The sequence below is a fragment of the Streptomyces sp. NPDC014891 genome, from assembly GCF_043081085.1.
Lineage (GTDB): Bacteria > Actinomycetota > Actinomycetes > Streptomycetales > Streptomycetaceae > Streptomyces.
On record NZ_JBIBWF010000001.1, the window covers coordinates 362,477 to 381,414 of the forward strand.

Consider the following 18,938-nt stretch of genomic DNA (forward strand, 5'->3'; position numbering starts at 1 on the left):
CCGCCCGGAGCCCCTCTTCCGGCCCGGGGCTCCGGGCCGGGAGCGGGAGGGTCAGGCCCGGGCCGGACCCGGGGCTCCGGTGAGGCGCTCGGGGGTGAGCAGCTCGGCGAGCCGGTCGGCGGGCAGCACACCCTTCTCCAGGGTGAGTGCGACGACTCCGCGTCCGGTGGCCAGCGCCTCCCGCGCGATGGCCGTGGCGGCGGTGTAGCCGAGGAGGTCGCGCTCGCGGCGGACGGGGGCGGGCTGCGGGGCCGGTGCGGGCGCCATGGAGGCGGGTCCTGTGCCGCGGGCGGGCGGACCGGGAGCGCGGACGCGGACGGGCGGGCGCGGCTCGGCGCCGCGGCGGGCGCGGTCGGGTGACCGCGGGGGCGCCGGCTGCGGAGGTTGGCTCCGGCTCGCGGACGGGCGGGGGGGGGTGCGCCGCCCGCGAGCCGGGGTTCTGGGGTGCGCCGGGTCAGGCGCGGGCGGCGACCGCCGAGGCCGAGCGGGAGCCGCCGGTGGCGAGGGCGGGCTCCGCGCGGACGGGCCCGTCGAGGAGCCGCCGCAGCAGGGCGGTGTCGCCCGCGCCGTGGCCGTCCCCGGCGAGCAGCGTCGCCAGGACCGCGATCCGCGCCTGCGCCGCGCGGAGCGTGCCCGTGAGCAGGGCTCCGGCGGCGACGAGGTCGACGGCCCCGCCACCGGTGTAGATCTCGGCGAGCGGGCCGGCGGGAACCCGGGTGGTGACGGCCACCAGGACGCCGCGGGCGACCGCGTCGGCCACGGCGGCGGCGATCTCGGGCGTGGCGTTGCCGGCACCGGTGGCGACGAGGACGATGCCGCGGGCACCGGCGTCGACGGCCGCGTTCAGCAGGAAGGGGTCGCCGTCCGAGTGGTGCGTGACGATCGCGACCCGGGGCAGCGGCACGGCGCCGGGGGCGCCGGGGTCGGCCTTGTCCGCGGCGGCGGGCAGCGGCAGCGGCGCGGGGCGCTCCGGCTGCCGCTCGATGTCCACACGGGAGAAGCCCACCCGGCCCAGGCGGTCGGCCGAGGGGTCGGAGAAGGCGTCGGCGGCGAGGGTCTGGGTCTTGACCGTGCCGCGGGCGGCGTGGACGCGTCCGTCGAAGACGACGAGCACACCGAGGTCGCTGACGGAGGAGGCGACCTGGAGCGCGTCGTACAGGTTGCCGGGACCGTCCCCGTCGCCGGTGCCGAAGGGGCGCTGGGCGCCGGTGAGGACGACCGGCCGGGCGTCGGTGTGGTGGAGGTCCAGGAAGAAGGCGGTCTCTTCGAGGGTGTCGGTGCCGTGGGTGATCACGATGCCGTCGACGCCGGGGTCGGCGAGAGTCTCGTGGACGGTCCGCAGCAGGGCCAGCTGGTGGGCCGCGGTCATCCGGGAGCTGTTGACGTTGAAGAGGTCGACGACCTCGACGGTGACGCCCTCGGGCAGGGGGGCGGTGGCCAGGACGTCGTCGCCGGAGGCGTCGGCCGCGTAACCGGTGCCCTGCCAGCGGCTGGCTATGGTGCCGCCGGTGCTGATGACGACGATCCGGCGCGCTCCCCCGTCGTTCGTCCGCTTCATGCCTGCCGCCCTCGTTCCGCACCTGAATCAACCTGCTCGGCAACGATAGAACAGAAGGTGCGCAATACGATTGCGAAATCCGCCGCAGTACCGTTTCATCGTGGTAGATAATTGCGTCATGGACCGAATCGATCTCCACATCTTGCGCGAGCTCCAGGACGACGGCCGGCTGAGCAACCAGGAACTGGCCCAGCGGGTGGGGCTCAGCCCCTCACCCTGCCTGCGCCGGGTGCGCCAGCTGGAGCAGGACGGGGTCATCCAGGGGTACCGGGCGATCATCGACCCCGAGGCGCTCGGGCGGGGCTTCGAGGTGCTCGTCTCGGTGGAGGTGCGGCGCGACCGGGAGACCGTCGAGGCCTTCGAGGAGGCGCTCCAGGACGTGCCGGACGTCATCGAGGCCTACCGGCTGTTCGGGAGTCCCGGCTGCCTGCTGCGGATCGCGGTCGCCGACCTCGCGGCGTACGAGCGGCTGTGGATCGAGCGGCTCACCACCCTCACCGGGGTCACCGAGGTCAACTCGCAGATCATCATGAAGCGCATCAAGGAGCCCAAGGGCATGCCGGTGGACGTCCGGGGCGACTGAGGCCGCCGGCTCGGCGCGCCCGGAACCCGGGCCGGCGGGGACTCGTCCGGCGACGGGGCCTGGGGTTCCGCCCTATACGAACTCGTCATGGAACAGCCCCCTCCCCGTTACATGACAGGTACCTGTCGTGTGCCACTCTCCCGGTGACACGAAGTCAACACGCGTAGACAGCGTCACCGTTGAGCCGACGGCCGCCGTCCCCGCGTACCGTCCCCGGGAAAGGGCCCCCCATGTCCGTTGTGCGGATCGGCAGCTGGAAGGTGTGGGCGGCGACCGCCGCCGCCACCCTCGTCGGCGTCACGCTCCCCACGGTCGCCGCTACCCCCGCCGGCGCCACCACCACCGCGTACGACAGCACCTACTACAAGAACGCGATAGGCAAGACGGGCACGAGCCTCAAGTCCTCGCTGCACACCATCATCAGCAGCCAGAGCAAGATCTCGTACGACGCCGTCTGGAACGCACTGAAGGTCGCCGACCAGGACCCCGCCAACACGAACAACGTCATCCTGCTCTACAGCGGGACCTCGCGGAGCAAGAGCCTCAACGGCGGCGACGTGGGCGACTGGAACCGCGAGCACACCTGGGCCCAGTCCCACGGCAACTTCGGCACCTCGGCCGGCCCCGGCACCGACCTGCACCATCTGCGCGCGGCCGACGTCCAGGTCAACAGCATCCGCGGCAACAAGGACTTCGACAACGGCGGCAGCCCGGTCGGCGGAGCCCCCGGAAGCTACACGGACAGCAACTCCTTCGAGCCGCGCGACGCGGACAAGGGCGACGTGGCCCGGATGATCCTCTACATGGCCGTCCGGTACGAGGGCGACGACGCCTGGGCCGACCTGGAGCCCAACGAGTCGACCACCAACGGAAGCGTCCGCTTCCACGGCCGCCTCTCGGTCCTGAAGCAGTGGAACGAGCAGGACCCGCCGAGCGCCTTCGAGGAGCGCCGCAACGACGTCATCTACAACACCTACCAGGGCAACCGGAACCCGTTCATCGACCACCCGGAGTGGGTGGAGGCCATCTGGTAGGCCGCGGGCCGCAGCAGCGTGCGGAGCCGGGCCGGGTCGTCGCACCCGGCCCGGCTCCGCCGCGTTCCGGGCCTGCCCCCGCGGGCCACCTACGCGAACGGGCCCCTACGCCTGACCACTGCGGCCCCCTTCAAACGTGAAATGGCGGATGTTCTCACGCCCTTGGCGCGAAGGGGCGACACACCCGGAAGGCGTTACCCACCCGTTATAAACGGTCACTTCGCCCCCTTCTGTCACCCTTTTCCGTGAGACGCAGGACACATTTCGCGCTGCAAAAGCCGTCGCCGCATCTATCACACAGGAGCGTCCACAACAACCCCCTCGGACCAGGAAGTTCCGAGATCCACTCGGTAGCTTCGGCGCCCATGACCCCGTTGACCACAGGCCTGACCACCACGACCGCCCGCACCACTCCCCCGACGATCGCGGACGGCGCCGAGCTCTGGCGGATCGCACGCGGCTCGGGCGAACTCGACCTCAACTCGCCCTACAGCTACCTCCTGTGGTGCCGCGACTTCGCCGACACGACCACCGTCGCCCGTGACGCCTCCGGCCGGCCCATCGGCTTCGTCACCGGCTACCTGCGCCCCGACCAGCCCGACACCCTCTTCGTCTGGCAGATCGCCGTCGAGGGTTCGCACCGGGGAAGCGGGGTAGCCGGGACCCTGCTCGACGCTCTGTCCGCGCAGGTCGCGGCCGAGCACAGGATCAGCAGGATCGAGGCGACCGTGACCCCGGGGAACCTCGCCTCCGACCGGCTGTTCCGGTCGTTCGCACGCCGACACGGCGCGGAGGTGACGCAGGAGGAGCTGTTCCCGGCCTCCGCGTTCCCCGCGGCGGGACACGAGTCCGAGGTGCTGTACCGCATCGGCCCGCTCGGTCCCCCGCGCTCCTGATCCGTCGCCCGCGAACGCCACATTCGAACCACACTCTGGAGACTTCGTGACCCTGACCGACATCGCCACGCCCACCGTCTTCGAGACCGTCGAATCCGAGGTCCGCAGCTACTGCCGCGCCTGGCCCGTCGTCTTCGAGCGTGCCAGCGGCACCCGTCTGTACGACGAGCACGGACGTCCCTACCTGGACTTCTTCGCCGGGGCCGGTTCGCTGAACTACGGCCACAACAACCCCGTGCTCAAGCGGGCCCTCCTCGACTACCTGGGCAGCGACGGCGTCACCCACGGGCTCGACATGTCGACCACCGCCAAGCGCGACTTCCTGGAGACCTTCCACTCCACGGTCCTGGAGCCCCGCGCCCTGAACTACAAGGTGATGTTCCCGGGTCCGACGGGCACCAACGCCGTCGAGGCGGCGCTGAAACTCGCCCGGAAGGTCACCGGCCGGCAGACGGTCGTCTCCTTCACCAACGCCTTCCACGGCATGTCGCTCGGCTCGCTCGCCGTCACCGGCAACGCCGCCAAGCGGGCCGGCGCGGGCGTCCCGCTGCACCACGCCATCCGCATGCCCTTCGACGACTACCTGGACGGGCAGCTCCCCGACTTCATGTGGTTCGAGCGCCTCCTCAACGACGCCGGCTCCGGTCTCGACCACCCCGCGGCCGTGATCGTCGAGACCGTCCAGGGCGAGGGCGGCATCAACGTCGCCCGGGCCGAGTGGCTGCGCGCTCTCGCGGAGCTCTGCCGCCGCCACGACATGCTCCTCATCGTCGACGACATCCAGATGGGCTGCGGCCGCACCGGCGACTTCTTCTCCTTCGAGGAGGCGGGCATCACGCCCGACATCGTCACCCTCTCCAAGTCCATCAGCGGCTACGGCCTCCCGATGTCGCTCTGCCTGTTCCGGCCGGAGCTCGACGTCTGGCAGCCCGGCGAGCACAACGGCACCTTCCGCGGCAACAACCCCGCCTTCGTCACCGCGACGGCCGCCCTCGACGCGTACTGGCGCGACGGCGCCCTCCGCGGGCGCACCCTGAAGCGGGCGGACCGGGTGGAGCGCGCCCTCCTCGACCTGTGCGGCACCGACGGACGCATGGCCCTGTCCGTCCGCGGCCGCGGTCTGGTGTGGGGCATGGAGTTCGCCGACGGGGAGCGCGCCGACGCCGTGTGCCGCGACGCCTTCGAGAACGGCCTCCTCGTGGAGACCTCCGGCCCCCGCAGCGAGGTGGTCAAGCTGCTGCCGCCGCTGACCGCGACGGACGACGAGCTCGACGAGGGCCTCGGCATCCTGGCCCGCGCCGTCCGCCGGACCGCCTGACCCCTTCCGAACCGACGAACCGACCCACGAACCGAAAGGCAGCCCCACCCCATGATCGTCCGTACCTTCGACGAGCTGGAGAACACCGAGCGGCACGTGCGGGCCGCGTCGGGCACCTGGGAGAGCAAGCGCATCGTCCTGGCCCGTGAACGCGTCGGGTTCTCCCTCCACGAGACGGTGCTCTACGCCGGCACCGAGACCGCCATGTGGTACGCGAACCACGTCGAGGCCGTCGTGTGCACGGCCGGCGAGGCCGAGCTCACCGACCACGAGACGGGCCGCACGTACACGATCGTGCCCGGCACGATGTACCTGCTCGACGGCCACGAGCGCCACACCCTCAAGGTCAAGTCGGACTTCCGCTGCCTGTGCGTCTTCAACCCGCCCGTGACGGGCCGCGAGGACCACGACGAGAACGGCGTCTACCCCCTGCTGACCGAGCCCGCTCCCGCGTCCGACGACGCCTGAGCCCGGACGACACCGGACGACACCGACACCGAAACGCCGCACCGGCTTCCCGAGCGAAAGGAACCACGCTCCCTCATGCCCTCCGCACCCACCCGCCCCGTCGACCTGTACCCCACCCGTGGCCCCAAGGAAGAGCTGATCGGCCGCAAGGACCCCGTGGTGTGGTCCGAGCCCGGCATGGCAGGCCCCTTCTGGACGCGCGAGCTGGAGGAGTACGACCGCGACGGCTTCCTCACCGTCGACGAGATCGTCACCCCCGACGAGGTCGAGGTGCTCCGGGCGGAGCTGGACCGGCTCGTCTCCGACCCGCTCGTGCGGGCGGACGAGCGCTCCGTCGTCGAGCCCCGCTCCCAGGAGATCCGCTCCGTCTTCGAGGTCCACCGGATGAGCGAGGTCTTCGGCCGGCTCGCCGAGGACCCCCGGATCGTCGGGCGCGCCCGCCAGATCCTCGGCTCCGACGTGTACGTCCACCAGTCCCGGGTCAACGTCAAGCCCGGCTTCGGGGCCAGCGGCTTCTACTGGCACTCCGACTTCGAGACCTGGCACGCCGAGGACGGCCTGCCGAGGATGCGGACCGTGTCGGTGTCCATCGCGCTGACGCCGAACCACACCACCAACGGCAGCCTGATGATCATGCCGGGCTCGCACCGGACGTTCCTCGGCTGCGCGGGCGAGACGCCCAAGGACAACTACAAGAAGTCGCTGCAGATGCAGGACGCCGGCACGCCGTCCGACGAGGCGCTGACCACCTTCGCCGAGGCCTGCGGCATCCGCCACTTCACGGGTCCGGCGGGCTCCGCGACCTGGTTCGACTGCAACGCCCTGCACGGGTCGGGCGACAACATCACCCCGTACCCCCGCAGCAACGTGTTCCTCGTCTTCAACAGCGTCGAGAACCAGCCGGAGGCGCCCTTCTCCGCGCCCGTCCGGCGGCCCTCGTACATCGCGGCGCCGTCGTGGGACGGTTCCTGACGCTCCGTGCGCCCCCGAGGGCGACGGCGGACGGCGGTGGAGGTGACCACCGTGGCGTCCGCCACCCGAGTCCGGCCCGCTGAGGGGCCGGTGCAGGCCGATTCTCCGGCCTGCACCGGCCCCTCAGCGCGTCCCGCCCCCCTCGGCTCGACCGGTCTCCCGCGGCGCCGTGAAATCAGGGATCCGGGTCCGCGTACCCCCGCTTCCGGCGGTCACTCCCGGGCCGATTCGGCGGCCCGTTCACGGCGGGAGGGAGGCTTCACTCCACGCCGACCGGGAAGACGAAACGCATCACCTGATGAGGAAAGCGTCAGAAACAGGAAGAAAGGGATCCGTGATGAAGACCTGGAGCGACACCCTGCCCCCGGCCCTCGGGGCGGACCCGCTCGACGCCGTCGACGAAGGCACGTCGACGGTCCGCACCCCCGCCGACGCACGGCAGTTCGTCCGGCACACCCTCGCGGGACTCGGGCCCCTGTGTCCGGCCCAGATCGAGGACCTGCTCCTCGTCACGTCGGAGCTGGTCACCAACGCCCACCGGCACGCCGGCGGCGTCACGGGCTTCGGCATCGGGGTCGAACGCGACCGGGTCACCGTGTCCGTGTCCGACGCCAGCCCGGAGGAGCCCCGGTACCAGCGGGGCGAGCATCTGCACCCCGGCGGCTACGGCTGGCCGATCGTGCTCCGGCTCTGCCGGGAGGTGACCGTGGAGTCGGGACCGGACGGGAAGACTGTCCACGCGGTGGTCACGGTCGACCGCCTGTGACCACCGCGGCGCGGGCGGGCTGTGGAAGGGTGGACCGATGACCTCACGTTCGTACGACGTCCTCGCCGGCGCCCCGGACTCCCCCGTCCTCCTCCACGTCCCGCACTCCTCCCGCGTCATACCCCCGGACGTGCGCGCGGACATCCTGCTCGACGACGCGGGCCTGGAGCGGGAGCTCGACCACATCACCGACGCGCACACCGCGGAGATCGCCGCGCTCGCCGCGGCCTCGGCGGGCGCGACCCCGTGGCGGTTCGTCAACCGCCTGTCGCGGCTGGTGGTCGACCCCGAGCGGTTCCCCGACGAGCGCGAGGAGATGCTGGCCGTGGGGATGGGCGCGGTGTACACGCGGACCACCCACCGTGCCGCGCTCCGGCCCACGGAGTTCGACCCGGCGCCCCTGCTCGACCGCTACTTCACGCCGTACGCCGAGGCGATGGAGGCCGCCGTCGCCGAGCGGCTCGCGGCGACCGGCCGGGCCGTCGTCGTCGACGTCCACTCGTACCCGGCCGACCCGCTCCCGTACGAACTGCACGGCGACGGGGCGCGCCCGCCGATCTGCCTCGGCACCGACGCCTTCCACACGCCGCCCGCCCTGCTGGACGCCGCCCGGGAGGCGTTCGGCGGCTTCGGGGGCCTCGCCACGGACACCCCGTTCGCCGGGACGTACGTACCGCTGTCCTGCTACGGCAAGGATCCGCGGGTCGCCGCGCTCATGATCGAGATCCGCCGCGACCTCTACCCGACCGCGCCGGGGGGCGGACCGGGCCCCGGGGTCGAGGCGCTCGGGGCGGCCCTCGCCGCGCTCGTCGACGCGGTGCCCTCGCACCCGCCCGCGTAGCGGCTCCCCACCCGGAAGCGGCTTCGCGGGGCCGGTCACGGCGGCCGGGCCGTCAGGCGACCGGCCCAGCTCCACGAGCGCCCGGCCCGAAGGGCTGCTGAGCTGTACCGGGACATCTCCGGTGCCGCCCGTCCGCCCGGAGCGTATGGAGGAGGAATCCGTGCCGGACCCGACGACGTCGTACGCCGACCTGCGCGCCCTGGTGATCAACTGCACCCTGAAGCGCTCCCCGGAGCGCAGCCACACCCAGGGGCTGATCGACCTCAGCACCGGGATCATGGAACGCCAGGGCGTGCGGGTCGACGTGATCAGGGCGGTGGACATCGACATCGCGACCGGTGTCTGGCCGGACATGACGGAGCACGGCTGGGAGACCGACGAATGGCCGGTGATCTACTCCCAGGTGATGGCCGCCGACATCCTGACCCTGGCGGGGCCCGTCTGGCTCGGGGACAACTCCTCGGTCATGAAGAAGGTCATCGAGCGGCTCTACGCCTGCTCGTCGATCCTCAACGAGCACGGTCAGTACGCCTACTACGGCCGGGTGGGCGGCTGTCTGATCACCGGCAACGAGGACGGCGCCAAGCACTGTGCGATGAACGTCCTCTACAGCCTCCAGCACCTCGGCTACGTCATTCCGCCCCAGGCGGACGCGGGTTGGGTCGGCCCGGCCGGCCCCGGCCCCTCCTATCTCGACGAGGGCTCGGGCGGGCCGGAGAACGACTTCACGAACCGCAACACGACCTTCATGACCTGGAACCAGCTCCACCTGGCCAGGATGCTCAAGGACGGCGGCGGCATCCCCGCCCACGGCAACCAGCGCGCCGAGTGGGACGCCGGCTGCCGGTTCGACTTCGAGAACCCCGAGCACCGCTGAGCACGGACCGGAGCGGAGGTCCGGAGCGCCGTCGGCCGCGCGTCCCCCGTCAGCCGCGGAGCGCTTCCGCCGGTTGTACGGAGGCGGCACGGCGCGCGGGGTAGATCCCGGCGACGACCCCGGTCGCGAGGCCGATGAGCGGGGCGGTGGCCAGCACCGCCGGATGCATGACCGGCGTCCATTCCCTGATCAGGGCGACCGCCAGGACGGCCAGGGTGCCCAGAGCCGTACCGACGAGCCCGCCGAATCCGCCCAGCGTCCCCGACTCGGCGAGGAACTGGGCCGTGACGTGCCGCCGCTGGGCGCCGAGCGCGCGCCGCAGGCCGATCTCCCCGGTGCGTTCGAGGACCGCGACCAGGGTGGTGTTCGCGATGCCGACGGCCCCGATGACCAGGCACACGGCGGCGAGCAGCAGGAAGAGCTGTTCGAGGTCGGAGGTCACCGAGGACCGCAGGCTCTTCGGGTCGGGCGGCGGGATCGCCCTGAAGTACTCCGGGTGGTCGGGGCGCAGGGCCGTCGGGGCCTCACCCGCGACCTGACCGGCCGCGCCGAGTTCGGTGGCGATCAGCATCCTGGCGCCCTGGGCGGGCCGGCCCCAGAGTTCGACCGCCGTGGTCTCGGGCACGAGGACGGCGAGGAGCAGGTCCGGCCGGCGCTGCACGTCCTCGACGACGCCGGCCACGGTGAACGGCTGTCCGCCGATGAAGATCGCCGGTCTCGTCTCCAGGGTGGTGATCCCCAGCCGTGCGGCGATGCCCGAGCCGATGACGGTGACCCGCTGGCGCGTGGCGGTGTGGAAGTCGTCGTAGAGCCGCCCCTGGGAGAGCCGGGGCTCGGCCGCCAGCAGGGCGCCGGAGGAGGCGGCCACGACGTTGAGGGGTTCGCCCGCGGCGTCGCCCACCGGGGCGGCGGCGACGGTGAGTCCGGTGCCGGTCCCCCGGGACTGCACCGACCACAGGACACCCGCGTGCCGCACGCCGTTGAGCCGCTCGACACGGTCCGAGGCGTCGTCGGGGAACGCCGCGTCGGCGAACTCGTCCTGTTCGCGGGCGATGTCCTCGATGGTCACCTCGGTCGCCGAGAGCACGTTGAACCGGGCGTCGATCTGCGAGGAGGCGGTGGCCGTGAGCCCGAGCACGGCGACGAAGGCGCCGACGCCGAGGACGGTGCCCAGCATCGTGAGCGCGGAGCGGGCGGGGCGCTGGAGCATGCCGGCCAGCGCCTCGGCCAGCAGGTCGCGCGGGGCGAACGCGGAACGCCCGACGGGCGCCGGCGGCGCGGCGGGGGTCGCCTCCCGGGTGCGGGTCAGCATGCGGGGGCCTGCTCGTTCTCGGTCAGGACGCCGTCCCGGATGGTGACGGTTCGTCGGCCGCGGGCGGCCACGGCGGGATCGTGCGTGATGAGGACGATCGTGATGCCCTCGGCGTTGAGGGCCTCCAGGAGCCCGAGCACCGCGTCGGCGTTTCCGGTGTCGAGGTTGCCCGTCGGCTCGTCGCACAGGAGCAGGGAAGGCCGGGCGGCCAGGGCGCGCGCGATGGCCACCCGCTGGCGTTCGCCGCCGGACATCCGGGTGGGAAGCGCTTCGGTCCGGTGTCCGAGGCCGACCCGCGACAGCGCCTCGCCGGCTCTCCGGGTCCGCTCCTCGCGCGGAACACCGCTGTACACCATGGCGAGTTCGACGTTCTCGCGGGCGCTGCGGTGCGGCAGGAGGTGGAAGGCCTGGAAGACGAAGCCGATGCGGCGGCCGCGCAGAGTGGTGCGTTCGGCGTCCCCGAGCCGGCCGGTGTCGATGCCGTCGAGGAGGAGGGTGCCCGTCGTGGGGGTGTCGAGGAGTCCGGCGATGTTCAGGAACGTGGACTTGCCCGATCCGGACGGTCCGACGACGGCGATGAACTCGCCCCGTCGGACGGTGAGATCACCGGGTCGCAGGGCCTGCGTGGGCGGGGGGCCCGGGTAGGTGAGGCCGACCTGCCGGAACTCGATGACGGGGGGTGCGGACGGGGCCGGGGACGCGGTCATCCGGTCGGCTCCGGCGCGGCGGTGTCCGCCGGGACGCCGGTCACGACCCGGTCCCCCTCGCCGAGGGTCCCGCCGTCCAGGGCGATCACCTCGACGTTCCCGTCGCCGGAGGTGCCGGGCCGCACCGTGACGCGGCGCTGCGTGCCGTCGGCCTCGACCACGGTGACCGCGGTGGAGCCGTCGGCGCCGGCCGACACCGCCGTGACGGGGACGACCAGGACCTTGCCCCGGGTCGTGGCGGCCTGGACGGTCAGGCGGACGTTCTGCCCGGTCCACCGGGCGTCCAGCGGCCGGGCGGGCGCCAGGGTCATGAGGTAGCCGTCCGCGTCGGCCTGCGGACCGGCGGGCTGTCCCTCCTGCGGGTCGCCGTCGGGACGCGGGGTCGTACGGGTGGTGGCGACGGACCGTACGGAGGCCGTGGCGTCGGCGCCGTCGACCTCGGAGAGGATCTCGGCCTTCTGGCCCGCCCTGATGAGGCCCTTCTGGTGGTCGGGCACGTATCCGTGCACCACCAGCGGGCCCGCGGCGACGGTCATCACGGCGCCCTGCGCCTTCGCTCCGAGCCGTACGGGGAGGTCCTGCACCCGTGCCGGGAAGCTCTCCAGGAAGGCGACCTCTCCGGAGGGGACCATGGGTCCGGAGGCCGCCCGCGCGGCGGCGAGACCCTCTCGGGCGGTGGCCAGGTCCTCGCGCGCGCGTGCGACGGCCTTGCGCAGGGCGCTCAGATCGCGCCCGCCGCCGTCCCGCGCGGTGGTCGAACCCGCGGTGGAGCCGGCCGTCCGGGCGGCGTCCCGTCCGGAGTCGGCGGGGGCGTCCCCCGAGGCGGTGTCGCCGGGAGCCGCGTGGGCGTCGGAGTCGCCCCCGGCGCCCCGGGAGCCGGATCCGGAGCGGGAGCCGGCCTCCGCCGCCTCCGCTTGCCGATCGGCGGCCTCGGCGGTCTCGGCGGTCCTCAGCGCGTCCTCGGCGTCGTCCACGGCGCGTTCGGCCGCCGTCACCTGTGCTTCGGCCGCGGTGACGGTGGCCGAGCCCTCGGCTCCGCCGACCTCGACGGGTTCGTAGCCGAGCGAGGTGTAGAGCGCGGTGACCGCGGCCTTGGTGGCCTCGCCGAAGCGCCCCCGGTCGTCCGGGGAGGTGGAGTGGCCGAGCCGGTGGAGCGCGTCCTGGAGCCGGCCCACGTCACTGCCCTGGGCGCCCGGCTTGAGGTCCCGGTAGAGCGGGACGGTGCCCTGGAGCGCGATGACGGGGCGGCCGGAGATCTCGACCAGGAGTCGCCCGGCCCGGACCGGGTCCCCTGCCTTCAGGGGCAGCTTGGAGACGGTGGGACTGCCTCCCTCGGCCGCGCCGCCGGGAGCGATCTCGACGCTCTGGCCGGCGACCACCGTGCCGCGGAGGATGACCGAGGAGGCCAGGGTCCGGTACTCGACCGGCGCGGTGATCACGGACGGGGCGGGGGGCCGGGAGTCCGCCGCGGCCTGGGCGGGCGACTTGACGAGCAGGGAGGCGCCGAAGCCCGCGCCGGTGAGCGCGACCGCGCCCGCCGCGATGAGGGCGAGCCGGCGTCGCCCGTTGCGTGTGCCGTCGTCCATGCAGCCGCTCGCCTCGGACACCCCCGGGGAGGGCTCTGTGTCGTTGCTCATTCAGTTCGCCAGTGCCTTGTCCGCCGCCTTGATGACCGCGACCTGGTCCTTCTTGATCTCGGCGAAGCCGGCGGCGTTCTGCTCGATGTAGTCGTTCTGGATCCACGTTTCGAGGCGGAGCAGCACGGTGGCCAGCTTGGTGTCCCGCTTGCACGTCACGTCGGCCTTGGCCACGGCCTTCTCCTGCGGCGAGGCGGTGCTTCCCCGACCGGTGTACTTCTCACCGGGCTGCAGGAAGGCGGTGTGCCGGTAGCCAGCCTTCTTCATGCAGGAGGCCCAGGCGTCCTCCGCCCTGGTGAACTCCGGCATCCGCTGCGCCTGCCCGAAGCTGGTGAAGTCGATGCTGAGCAGCCCGATCCTGCCCTTCTTGGGGTTCTGCACCTTGTCGAGCCCCAGCGTGCGGCTGGCCTCGCCCACGCAGCCGCCCTCGGGAACGTCCTTGCCCCGGTAGCTGCCGCCCGGGCTCGCCTTCCCTCCCTTGGCGCCGTAGACCATGTACGCCTCGGGCGGGAGCTCGGCGCCGCCGGACACCGCGCCCTCCGCGTGCTCGTCACCGCCCGCGACCGGGATCATGTGATAGCCGTGCTCGGCGGCGACCTTCTCGCTGACCACGCCGTACCGGCGGCTGACGACCTCTGCGGGCTGGGCCTTCGCGACCGGCCAGTCGAACCCGAACCGCTTCATGCAGTCGGCGGCCAGGGTGGCGTGCGCGGTGTCCACTCGCGCCTGCTGCTCGGGGGTGAAGAAGTAGGCGGACACCGGGAGGACGATGTCGGCCTCGGTGACGACCTCCCGGACCGCCGAAGCTCCCCCGCGGGTGTCGGCGTCCGCGTCTTCCCGGCCGCTCTCCGCGCACCCGGTGAGGAGCAGTGTGCCGACCCCGGCGGCGATGACGAGACGCGTGTAACGCAAGGAAACCCCTGGAGAGAGTGGATGTGCGGTGGGGCGGAATGAGCCTCCGCCCCACCGCGGTCATGGGCCGGCGGTCAGAAGTTGTAGACGGTGCCCGAGCAGTTGTCGCCGAAGAGGTGCGAGTTCATGACGTCGTTGGCGGACTTGCCGTTGCTCAGCGTGATGTAGGCCATGTTCGACACGTAGCCGTAGGCCGCGATCTTGAAGCAGGGGCCCCAGTGCGCGGAGTTGTAGTACACCGAGACCCGGGTGTCCGCGTCCCAGTTGTCGATGGAGCTGACGTTGAACAGGAAGTTGTCGCCCGCGTAGAGCGGGATGCTGGGGGTGCCGGAGTAGTAGATGTTCCCCCAGTTGGTACGGGAGCTGTAGTCGTCCCGCACGTACCCCGTGAAGTCGGAGTCCGAGTAGAGACAGGCGTTGTCAGGGGTGCAGGTGTAGGCCTGCGCGGGCGCGGCCAGGGTGACGCCCGCGCTGAACAGGGAGGCGACGGCGACAACCATCGCCGAAACGCGTCTCATCATGAGGTCTTCTCTTCTCGATCCATGCCGATGACACGGCTGTGGTGAAAGGTGTGGTGGGTGAGGTGACGGCTCGGGACCCGGTCCCGGCCGGTGGACTCGTGCGGTGCGGCCGCGTCGGTTCGGCGGCCGCCGGCGTCCTACGGGATGTCTCCGGCGTACCAGAGCTGGTTGTCCCCGTAGTGGCAGTCCCACTGGCGGGCCGCGGCGCCGTCGGCGCGGCTCCAGTCCGCGATCTCCAGGCACTTGCCGCTGTTCACGTTGAAGAGGGCGATCACGTCGAGTCCGTCGGGCGTGGTGGTACCGGCCCACTCCCACCGCTGGTTGGCCCCGCCGTGGCAGTCCCACTGGCGGGCCGGAGCGCCGTTCGCCCTGCTCCAGTCGGCGATCTCAAGGCACTTGCCGCTCTTGGCATTGATCAGGGTGCCGTTGCCCGCGAACCACCATTGCTGGTTGTGGCCCAGGTGGCAGCCCCACTGCCGGGCCGCCGCGCCGTTCGCGGTGCTCCAGTCGGCGATCTCCAGGCACTTGCTCGCGTTCAGGTTGGTGAGCCGCTGCCAGTCGCTGCCGATCGCGGCGGACGCGGGCGACGCGGGCAGGCACAGGAACACCAGCACACTCGCCGCGATCAGCCCGACGGCCCGGCGGACGAGTCCGCCGGGCGCGGTCGTCATACGCATTCCGATCTCCTTCTCGTCTCGGTGGATCAGCGCCGCCTCAGGAGGAGACGGTCGTCCAGTCACCGCTCTGCACGGCGGGGACCCACACCGTCTCTTCGCCGTGGTACGTGGCGAAGGAGCAGGAGTTGTTCCGGTAGAAGGTGACCCTGGCCTCCCCCTTCCACCACCAGCCGCTGATCCAGGTGTCCCGGCTCGGGGTGGTGAAGCAGCCCGACACCGACTCGCCGCTCTGGTTGTAGCCCTGGACGCGGACGGAGTAGACGACGGTGCCGGCGTCGTGGAAGTGGATCTGCTGGCCGTTCGATCCGGCGGCCGACGGGCCGGCGGATCCCAGCACTCCGGCAAAGGCCAGGGCCGCTGCCGCGACCGTGGTGGTGGCCTTCGTGCGCACGCTCATGCTCGTCCCCCATGCGGTTGGATCCCGGATGCCTCCTCGCGAGAGGGCGAGGGGCCTGGAGACGCGACTGTCACAGGCCGGTGCCACTGTCGATGGCGTGCCGGGCGTCGGGCCGGGGCTGGTGTCCCGTGCCTCCGTTCACACTGTGGCGCTGTCTCCAGCGGAGAATGTAGGCGCGTGGGACGCGCGGTGGTGTGCATGGCCTGCCGGATCTCTGTCCCCTGCGTGCCACGGTGCGGACAGGGACAGCGTGCGGTGCTCGACGGGGGTCATTCCGTAGGCCTCGCGGAAGGCCCTGCTGAACCCGGTCGCGCTGGAGAAGCCCCAGCGGGCCGCGATCGTCTGAACGGGCCGGCTGCTCAGCTCCGCGCTCGCGAGGTCGGCGTGGGCATGCTCCAGCCGGCTCTGCCGGATGTGCGCCGCGACGGTCCGGGGCTGGTCGCCGAACAGGCGGTAGAGGCCCCGCACGGACATGTTGTGCCGGTCGGCGATCAGTTCGGGCGTCAGGGCGGGGTCGCCGAGGTTGCTGTCGACGAAGCGGTAGATCCGCTGCAGCGTCTCCTGCGCCCGCGCCTCGGCGGTCGCCTCCCCGGGGTCGCCGAGCTGCCGCGCGAGGAACGCGGTGGCGAGGTCGAGGACGACGGATCCCATGGAGCGCAGCTCCTCGGGGCGGCACTGCGGGCCGCGCGCGTGCAGGGTCTTCAGGAAGTCGGCGAGGATCGCGCCCGACCCCGTGTCCGCGGCGAGGCTCCGTGCGAGCAGGCCGTCCACCCGGTCGGGGCGCAGCGGCAGCGCGCGGCGGGGGATCTGCAGGACCATCGTCTCGGTCCGCTCCGCCGTGCACACCCCCTCGCTCGGGCGCGAGGTGTCCGTGAGCACGAAGGCGCCGGACACCAGCGATGCGCCGCCGTGCTGGGAGATCCACGCCTCGCCCCTGCCGACGAGCGCCAGTTGCAGGTGCTCGGGATCCGCACGCCGGACGTGCGTCGGGGTGCGGCGCGAGACCACGGGCGAGCAGGCCACGGCGGCCAGCCGCGCCGTGCCGAGGTCCAGGTCCGCCATGCTCGCCCGGAAGTCGGAGGCACGGCGCGTGCTGAGCATGACGGGCATCACGGCCCGGGACACCGTCTCGCGGAACCAGTCGAACGTGTCCTCCCCCACCTCGGCGACATCGGTCGTCGTCGGCAAACCCACGTGTTCCCCCCACACTTCGGCGCGCCCGCCCACAAGCCTCTCACCCGACCGCCACACACCCGCACTCCGGCCTCCGGCGCCCACCCCCGGTTTTGGATTGTCGGAGGATCATCAATACGATCCGGCGATGATCACGAGAAAACGGCTGGCGACCGGGGCCTGCGCGCTGCTCGCCGCCCTGAGCGTCGCGCTCCTGCCGACGGGCGCGACCGCGGACGCGCCGGCGGAGAAGGAACCCCCCAAGGTCGAGCTGGTCCTCGACGTCAGCGGCTCCATGCGGGCCGAGGACATCGACGGCAAGTCCCGCATGGCCGCGGCCAAGCAGGCCTTCAACGAGGTCCTCGACGCGGTGCCCGAGGAGGTCCGGCTCGGCATCCGGACCCTGGGCGCCGACTATCCGGGCCAGGACCGCAAGCGGGGCTGCAAGGACACCCGGCAGCTCTACCCGGTGGGCCCGCTCGACCGGACCGAGGCGAAGACCGCGGTGGCCACCCTGGCCCCGACGGGCTGGACCCCGATCGGCCCGGCGCTCCTCGGTGCGGCCGAGGACCTGGAGGGCGGTGAGGCCACCCGGCGGATCGTGCTCATCACGGACGGCGAGGACACCTGCGCCCCGCTCGACCCGTGCCAGGTGGCGCGCGAGATCGCGGCGAAGGGCATCCACCTCGTCATCGACACCCTGGGGCTGGTGCCCGACGCCAAGACCCGCCGGCAGCTCACCTGCATCGCGGAGGCCACCGGGGGCACGTACACCTCCGTCCACCGCACCGAGGAGCTCTCGCGCCGCGTCCGGCAGCTGGTCGACCGCGCGGCCGACCCGGTCGTCACCCCCGTGGCCACCGAGGGCGCGCTGCGCTGCGCCGACGCGCCGCAGCTCAAGCCCGGCCTGTACACCGACCGCGAGTCCTTCGGCCAGCACCGCTGGTACCGGGTGGACCTGCTGCCCGGCCAGGAACTCCGGGCCTCCGTCAGCGTGTCGGCCGACCGCGCCGTCAACAACGACTACGGCGTCCTGCTGCGCGCCGTCACCCGGCACGGCCGGGAGATCGTCCGCGGCTCCGAGGCGGGCGACGGGCGCACCGACGTGATCTCGACCGGTCTGCGCTATCCGAAGCCGGAGCTCGACGACGCGGAGGACGGCAAGCCGGCCGCCGAGGCCGTCTGCCTCCAGGTCAGCAACTCGTTCTCCGCTCCCCCGTCGGTCAAGACGACCCCGGGCATGCCCGTCGAGCTGACGGTGGACGTCGTCGACGGCCCGTCGACCGCCTCGGACGTGGCCTCCTTCGGCCTCGGCCGGGGCTGGTGGCTGCTGGGCGCGCTGGTGCTCGTCGGCTTCGTGGCCGGTCTGCTCTGGGGCTGGCTGTCCCGCTGGCGTGTGGCCGTCTGGAGGACCCACTGATGCGTACCGTACGCGCGCTCGCCGCGGCCGCCCTCGCGGGAGCCGCCCTGCTCGGGCCGGTCGCCCCGGCGGCCCTGGCCGACTCCCCGTCCCCCTCGCCGTCGTCCGGCGAGGACAGCCGCTCCACGGCGGGGCCGACCGAGGCCGGCACCACCTTCCGCACGGCGGCCCGCTTCCTCCCGGGGCAGCAGGCCACGGCGCAGGCCGCCACGGGTGACTACCTGTACTGGGTGTTTCCCGCGGACACCGGGCAGCGGCCGACGGTGGACGCCACCGTCACCCTGCCCGACTCCGCCCTGCGGCACGGCTCCGCCACCTGGCGGGTCGACGTCTACGACGGGCTGCGGCGCCGCCAGCCCTGCATGTACGGGACGCAGTCCCGTGCCGCGGCGAAGGAGACCGCGACCGTGCGGCTCACCTGCGTGCTGCGCCCGGTCCGCGCCTCCGCCGACGCCTGGTCGGACGATCCGCTGCCCGGCAGCTACTACGTGCGGCTGACCGCGGCCGCGCTGCCGGACGAGGACCTCGGTCAGCCGTTCACGGCGCGGCTGGGCGTCGGCACCGTCGACAAGGGCGGCGCCTACGCGACCGACGGGGCGCTCGCCGCGCCCCTGGTGCCCGGGGCGAAGACCGCCGACCTGGCGGAGGCCGACGAGGAGGCCGGCCGCCCGTCCGCGGTCGAGGCCGCGGCCCCGGAGGACGGTTGGTCCTCCGGCTGGTGGTCCGACCGCTGGCTCTGGACCGCGGCGGGCGGCATACTCGCGGCCCTCGCCGGCATCGGCGGCTATGTGCTGACGCGCGGCGGCGGCCGCCCGTCGCGGGTCCCGCCGGCCGCCTGACCGGTCGGCCCCGTCCACTCGAAGGCCCCC

General features: G+C 72.7%; 21 protein-coding genes. 11 read left to right on the plus strand and 10 right to left on the minus strand.

Annotation, left to right across the window (positions count from 1 at the left end; genetic code table 11):
• Positions 1-51: 51 nt before the first annotated feature.
• Positions 52-267 carry a hypothetical protein gene (locus ACF09E_RS01550; protein ID WP_392203306.1) on the minus strand — a complete coding sequence of 72 codons (216 nt, stop codon included), beginning with the start codon at positions 265-267 and terminating at the stop codon, positions 52-54.
• 187 nt (positions 268-454) lie between these two features.
• Complete coding sequence (locus tag ACF09E_RS01555) at positions 455-1,558, minus strand: asparaginase (RefSeq protein ID WP_392203307.1); 1,104 nt, start codon at positions 1,556-1,558, stop codon at positions 455-457.
• Positions 1,559-1,676: 118 nt separating this feature from the next.
• Here ACF09E_RS01555 and ACF09E_RS01560 point away from each other — a divergent pair, with 118 nt between their 5' ends.
• The 9 genes from ACF09E_RS01560 to ACF09E_RS01600 all read left to right on the plus strand — a co-directional run bounded on the left by ACF09E_RS01560 (position 1,677) and on the right by ACF09E_RS01600 (position 9,313).
• Entirely contained in the window at positions 1,677-2,141 is a 465-nt protein-coding gene (locus tag ACF09E_RS01560; protein ID WP_392203308.1) for an Lrp/AsnC family transcriptional regulator, read from the plus strand.
• 230 nt (positions 2,142-2,371) lie between these two features.
• Positions 2,372-3,175: an endonuclease I family protein gene (locus ACF09E_RS01565; RefSeq protein WP_392203309.1), complete on the plus strand. Its 804-nt coding sequence runs from the start codon at positions 2,372-2,374 to the stop codon at positions 3,173-3,175.
• 365 nt (positions 3,176-3,540) lie between these two features.
• On the plus strand, positions 3,541-4,071 hold the full coding sequence (ectA, locus tag ACF09E_RS01570; protein WP_392203310.1) for a diaminobutyrate acetyltransferase: 531 nt from the start codon (positions 3,541-3,543) through the stop codon (positions 4,069-4,071).
• 52 nt (positions 4,072-4,123) lie between these two features.
• Complete coding sequence (gene ectB / locus ACF09E_RS01575) at positions 4,124-5,389, plus strand: diaminobutyrate--2-oxoglutarate transaminase (RefSeq protein ID WP_388798099.1); 1,266 nt, start codon at positions 4,124-4,126, stop codon at positions 5,387-5,389.
• A 51-nt stretch (positions 5,390-5,440) separates the two neighbouring features.
• Complete coding sequence (locus ACF09E_RS01580) at positions 5,441-5,857, plus strand: ectoine synthase (RefSeq protein WP_392203311.1); 417 nt, start codon at positions 5,441-5,443, stop codon at positions 5,855-5,857.
• A 75-nt stretch (positions 5,858-5,932) separates the two neighbouring features.
• On the plus strand, positions 5,933-6,829 hold the full coding sequence (gene thpD, locus ACF09E_RS01585) for an ectoine hydroxylase (protein WP_392203312.1): 897 nt from the start codon (positions 5,933-5,935) through the stop codon (positions 6,827-6,829).
• Between the two features lie 337 nt (positions 6,830-7,166).
• Complete coding sequence (locus ACF09E_RS01590) at positions 7,167-7,595, plus strand: ATP-binding protein (RefSeq protein ID WP_392203313.1); 429 nt, start codon at positions 7,167-7,169, stop codon at positions 7,593-7,595.
• Between the two features lie 37 nt (positions 7,596-7,632).
• Positions 7,633-8,436, plus strand: coding sequence for an N-formylglutamate amidohydrolase (locus ACF09E_RS01595; protein ID WP_392203314.1), 804 nt, complete (start codon positions 7,633-7,635; stop codon positions 8,434-8,436).
• A 145-nt stretch (positions 8,437-8,581) separates the two neighbouring features.
• Positions 8,582-9,313, plus strand: a complete 732-nt coding sequence (locus ACF09E_RS01600; RefSeq protein ID WP_392203315.1) for a flavodoxin family protein — start codon at positions 8,582-8,584, stop codon at positions 9,311-9,313.
• A gap of 49 nt (positions 9,314-9,362) precedes the next feature.
• On the opposite strand, the gene ACF09E_RS01605 is transcribed toward ACF09E_RS01600, so the two are convergent.
• The 8 genes from ACF09E_RS01605 to ACF09E_RS01640 form a co-directional block, all read right to left on the minus strand.
• Positions 9,363-10,625, minus strand: a complete 1,263-nt coding sequence (locus ACF09E_RS01605) for an ABC transporter permease (RefSeq protein ID WP_392203316.1) — start codon at positions 10,623-10,625, stop codon at positions 9,363-9,365.
• Complete coding sequence (locus tag ACF09E_RS01610; protein WP_392203317.1) at positions 10,619-11,332, minus strand: ABC transporter ATP-binding protein; 714 nt, start codon at positions 11,330-11,332, stop codon at positions 10,619-10,621. Before ACF09E_RS01610 ends, ACF09E_RS01605 begins: the two co-directional genes overlap by 7 nt.
• The gene (locus ACF09E_RS01615; protein WP_392203318.1) at positions 11,329-12,969 is read right to left on the minus strand and encodes a peptidoglycan-binding protein; all 1,641 of its coding nucleotides are present in this window, start codon (positions 12,967-12,969) and stop codon (positions 11,329-11,331) included. The genes ACF09E_RS01610 and ACF09E_RS01615 overlap by 4 nt, the downstream gene beginning before the upstream one ends.
• Complete coding sequence (locus ACF09E_RS01620) at positions 12,970-13,881, minus strand: hypothetical protein (protein WP_392203319.1); 912 nt, start codon at positions 13,879-13,881, stop codon at positions 12,970-12,972. It lies immediately after the preceding gene.
• Positions 13,882-13,955: 74 nt separating this feature from the next.
• The gene (locus tag ACF09E_RS01625) at positions 13,956-14,402 is read right to left on the minus strand and encodes a hypothetical protein (RefSeq protein WP_392203320.1); all 447 of its coding nucleotides are present in this window, start codon (positions 14,400-14,402) and stop codon (positions 13,956-13,958) included.
• A gap of 137 nt (positions 14,403-14,539) precedes the next feature.
• Positions 14,540-15,079, minus strand: a complete 540-nt coding sequence (locus tag ACF09E_RS01630) for an RICIN domain-containing protein (protein ID WP_392203321.1) — start codon at positions 15,077-15,079, stop codon at positions 14,540-14,542.
• A 37-nt stretch (positions 15,080-15,116) separates the two neighbouring features.
• Positions 15,117-15,476 carry a hypothetical protein gene (locus tag ACF09E_RS01635; protein ID WP_392203322.1) on the minus strand — a complete coding sequence of 120 codons (360 nt, stop codon included), beginning with the start codon at positions 15,474-15,476 and terminating at the stop codon, positions 15,117-15,119.
• A gap of 138 nt (positions 15,477-15,614) precedes the next feature.
• Positions 15,615-16,670 carry a helix-turn-helix domain-containing protein gene (locus ACF09E_RS01640; protein WP_392203323.1) on the minus strand — a complete coding sequence of 352 codons (1,056 nt, stop codon included), beginning with the start codon at positions 16,668-16,670 and terminating at the stop codon, positions 15,615-15,617.
• Positions 16,671-16,797: 127 nt separating this feature from the next.
• Between ACF09E_RS01640 and ACF09E_RS01645 the strand changes: the two genes are divergently transcribed.
• Together ACF09E_RS01645 and ACF09E_RS01650 are read left to right on the plus strand one after the other, a co-directional pair.
• Positions 16,798-18,069, plus strand: coding sequence for a VWA domain-containing protein (locus ACF09E_RS01645; RefSeq protein WP_392203324.1), 1,272 nt, complete (start codon positions 16,798-16,800; stop codon positions 18,067-18,069).
• Positions 18,069-18,908 carry a hypothetical protein gene (locus ACF09E_RS01650; RefSeq protein ID WP_392203325.1) on the plus strand — a complete coding sequence of 280 codons (840 nt, stop codon included), beginning with the start codon at positions 18,069-18,071 and terminating at the stop codon, positions 18,906-18,908. The genes ACF09E_RS01645 and ACF09E_RS01650 overlap by 1 nt, the downstream gene beginning before the upstream one ends.
• Positions 18,909-18,938 lie beyond the last annotated feature (30 nt).

Bases quoted from the DNA above. Each gene is read 5' to 3' on its own strand.
- ACF09E_RS01580 (WP_392203311.1), top strand. From the start codon at position 5,441: ATGATCGTCCGTACCTTCGACGAGCTGGAGAACACCGAGCGGCACGTG.
- ACF09E_RS01645 (WP_392203324.1), top strand. From the start codon at position 16,798: ATGATCACGAGAAAACGGCTGGCGACCGGGGCCTGCGCGCTGCTCGCC.
- ACF09E_RS01590 (WP_392203313.1), top strand. From the start codon at position 7,167: ATGAAGACCTGGAGCGACACCCTGCCCCCGGCCCTCGGGGCGGACCCG.
- ACF09E_RS01560 (WP_392203308.1), top strand. From the start codon at position 1,677: ATGGACCGAATCGATCTCCACATCTTGCGCGAGCTCCAGGACGACGGC.
- ACF09E_RS01555 (WP_392203307.1), bottom strand. From the start codon at position 1,558: ATGAAGCGGACGAACGACGGGGGAGCGCGCCGGATCGTCGTCATCAGC.
- ACF09E_RS01630 (WP_392203321.1), bottom strand. From the start codon at position 15,079: ATGCGTATGACGACCGCGCCCGGCGGACTCGTCCGCCGGGCCGTCGGG.
- ACF09E_RS01610 (WP_392203317.1), bottom strand. From the start codon at position 11,332: ATGACCGCGTCCCCGGCCCCGTCCGCACCCCCCGTCATCGAGTTCCGG.
- ACF09E_RS01550 (WP_392203306.1), bottom strand. From the start codon at position 267: ATGGCGCCCGCACCGGCCCCGCAGCCCGCCCCCGTCCGCCGCGAGCGC.
- ACF09E_RS01635 (WP_392203322.1), bottom strand. From the start codon at position 15,476: ATGAGCGTGCGCACGAAGGCCACCACCACGGTCGCGGCAGCGGCCCTG.
- ACF09E_RS01650 (WP_392203325.1), top strand. From the start codon at position 18,069: ATGCGTACCGTACGCGCGCTCGCCGCGGCCGCCCTCGCGGGAGCCGCC.
- ACF09E_RS01605 (WP_392203316.1), bottom strand. From the start codon at position 10,625: ATGCTGACCCGCACCCGGGAGGCGACCCCCGCCGCGCCGCCGGCGCCC.
- thpD (WP_392203312.1), top strand. From the start codon at position 5,933: ATGCCCTCCGCACCCACCCGCCCCGTCGACCTGTACCCCACCCGTGGC.
- ACF09E_RS01595 (WP_392203314.1), top strand. From the start codon at position 7,633: ATGACCTCACGTTCGTACGACGTCCTCGCCGGCGCCCCGGACTCCCCC.
- ACF09E_RS01615 (WP_392203318.1), bottom strand. From the start codon at position 12,969: ATGAGCAACGACACAGAGCCCTCCCCGGGGGTGTCCGAGGCGAGCGGC.
- ACF09E_RS01625 (WP_392203320.1), bottom strand. From the start codon at position 14,402: ATGATGAGACGCGTTTCGGCGATGGTTGTCGCCGTCGCCTCCCTGTTC.
- ACF09E_RS01565 (WP_392203309.1), top strand. From the start codon at position 2,372: ATGTCCGTTGTGCGGATCGGCAGCTGGAAGGTGTGGGCGGCGACCGCC.
- ACF09E_RS01600 (WP_392203315.1), top strand. From the start codon at position 8,582: ATGGAGGAGGAATCCGTGCCGGACCCGACGACGTCGTACGCCGACCTG.
- ectA (WP_392203310.1), top strand. From the start codon at position 3,541: ATGACCCCGTTGACCACAGGCCTGACCACCACGACCGCCCGCACCACT.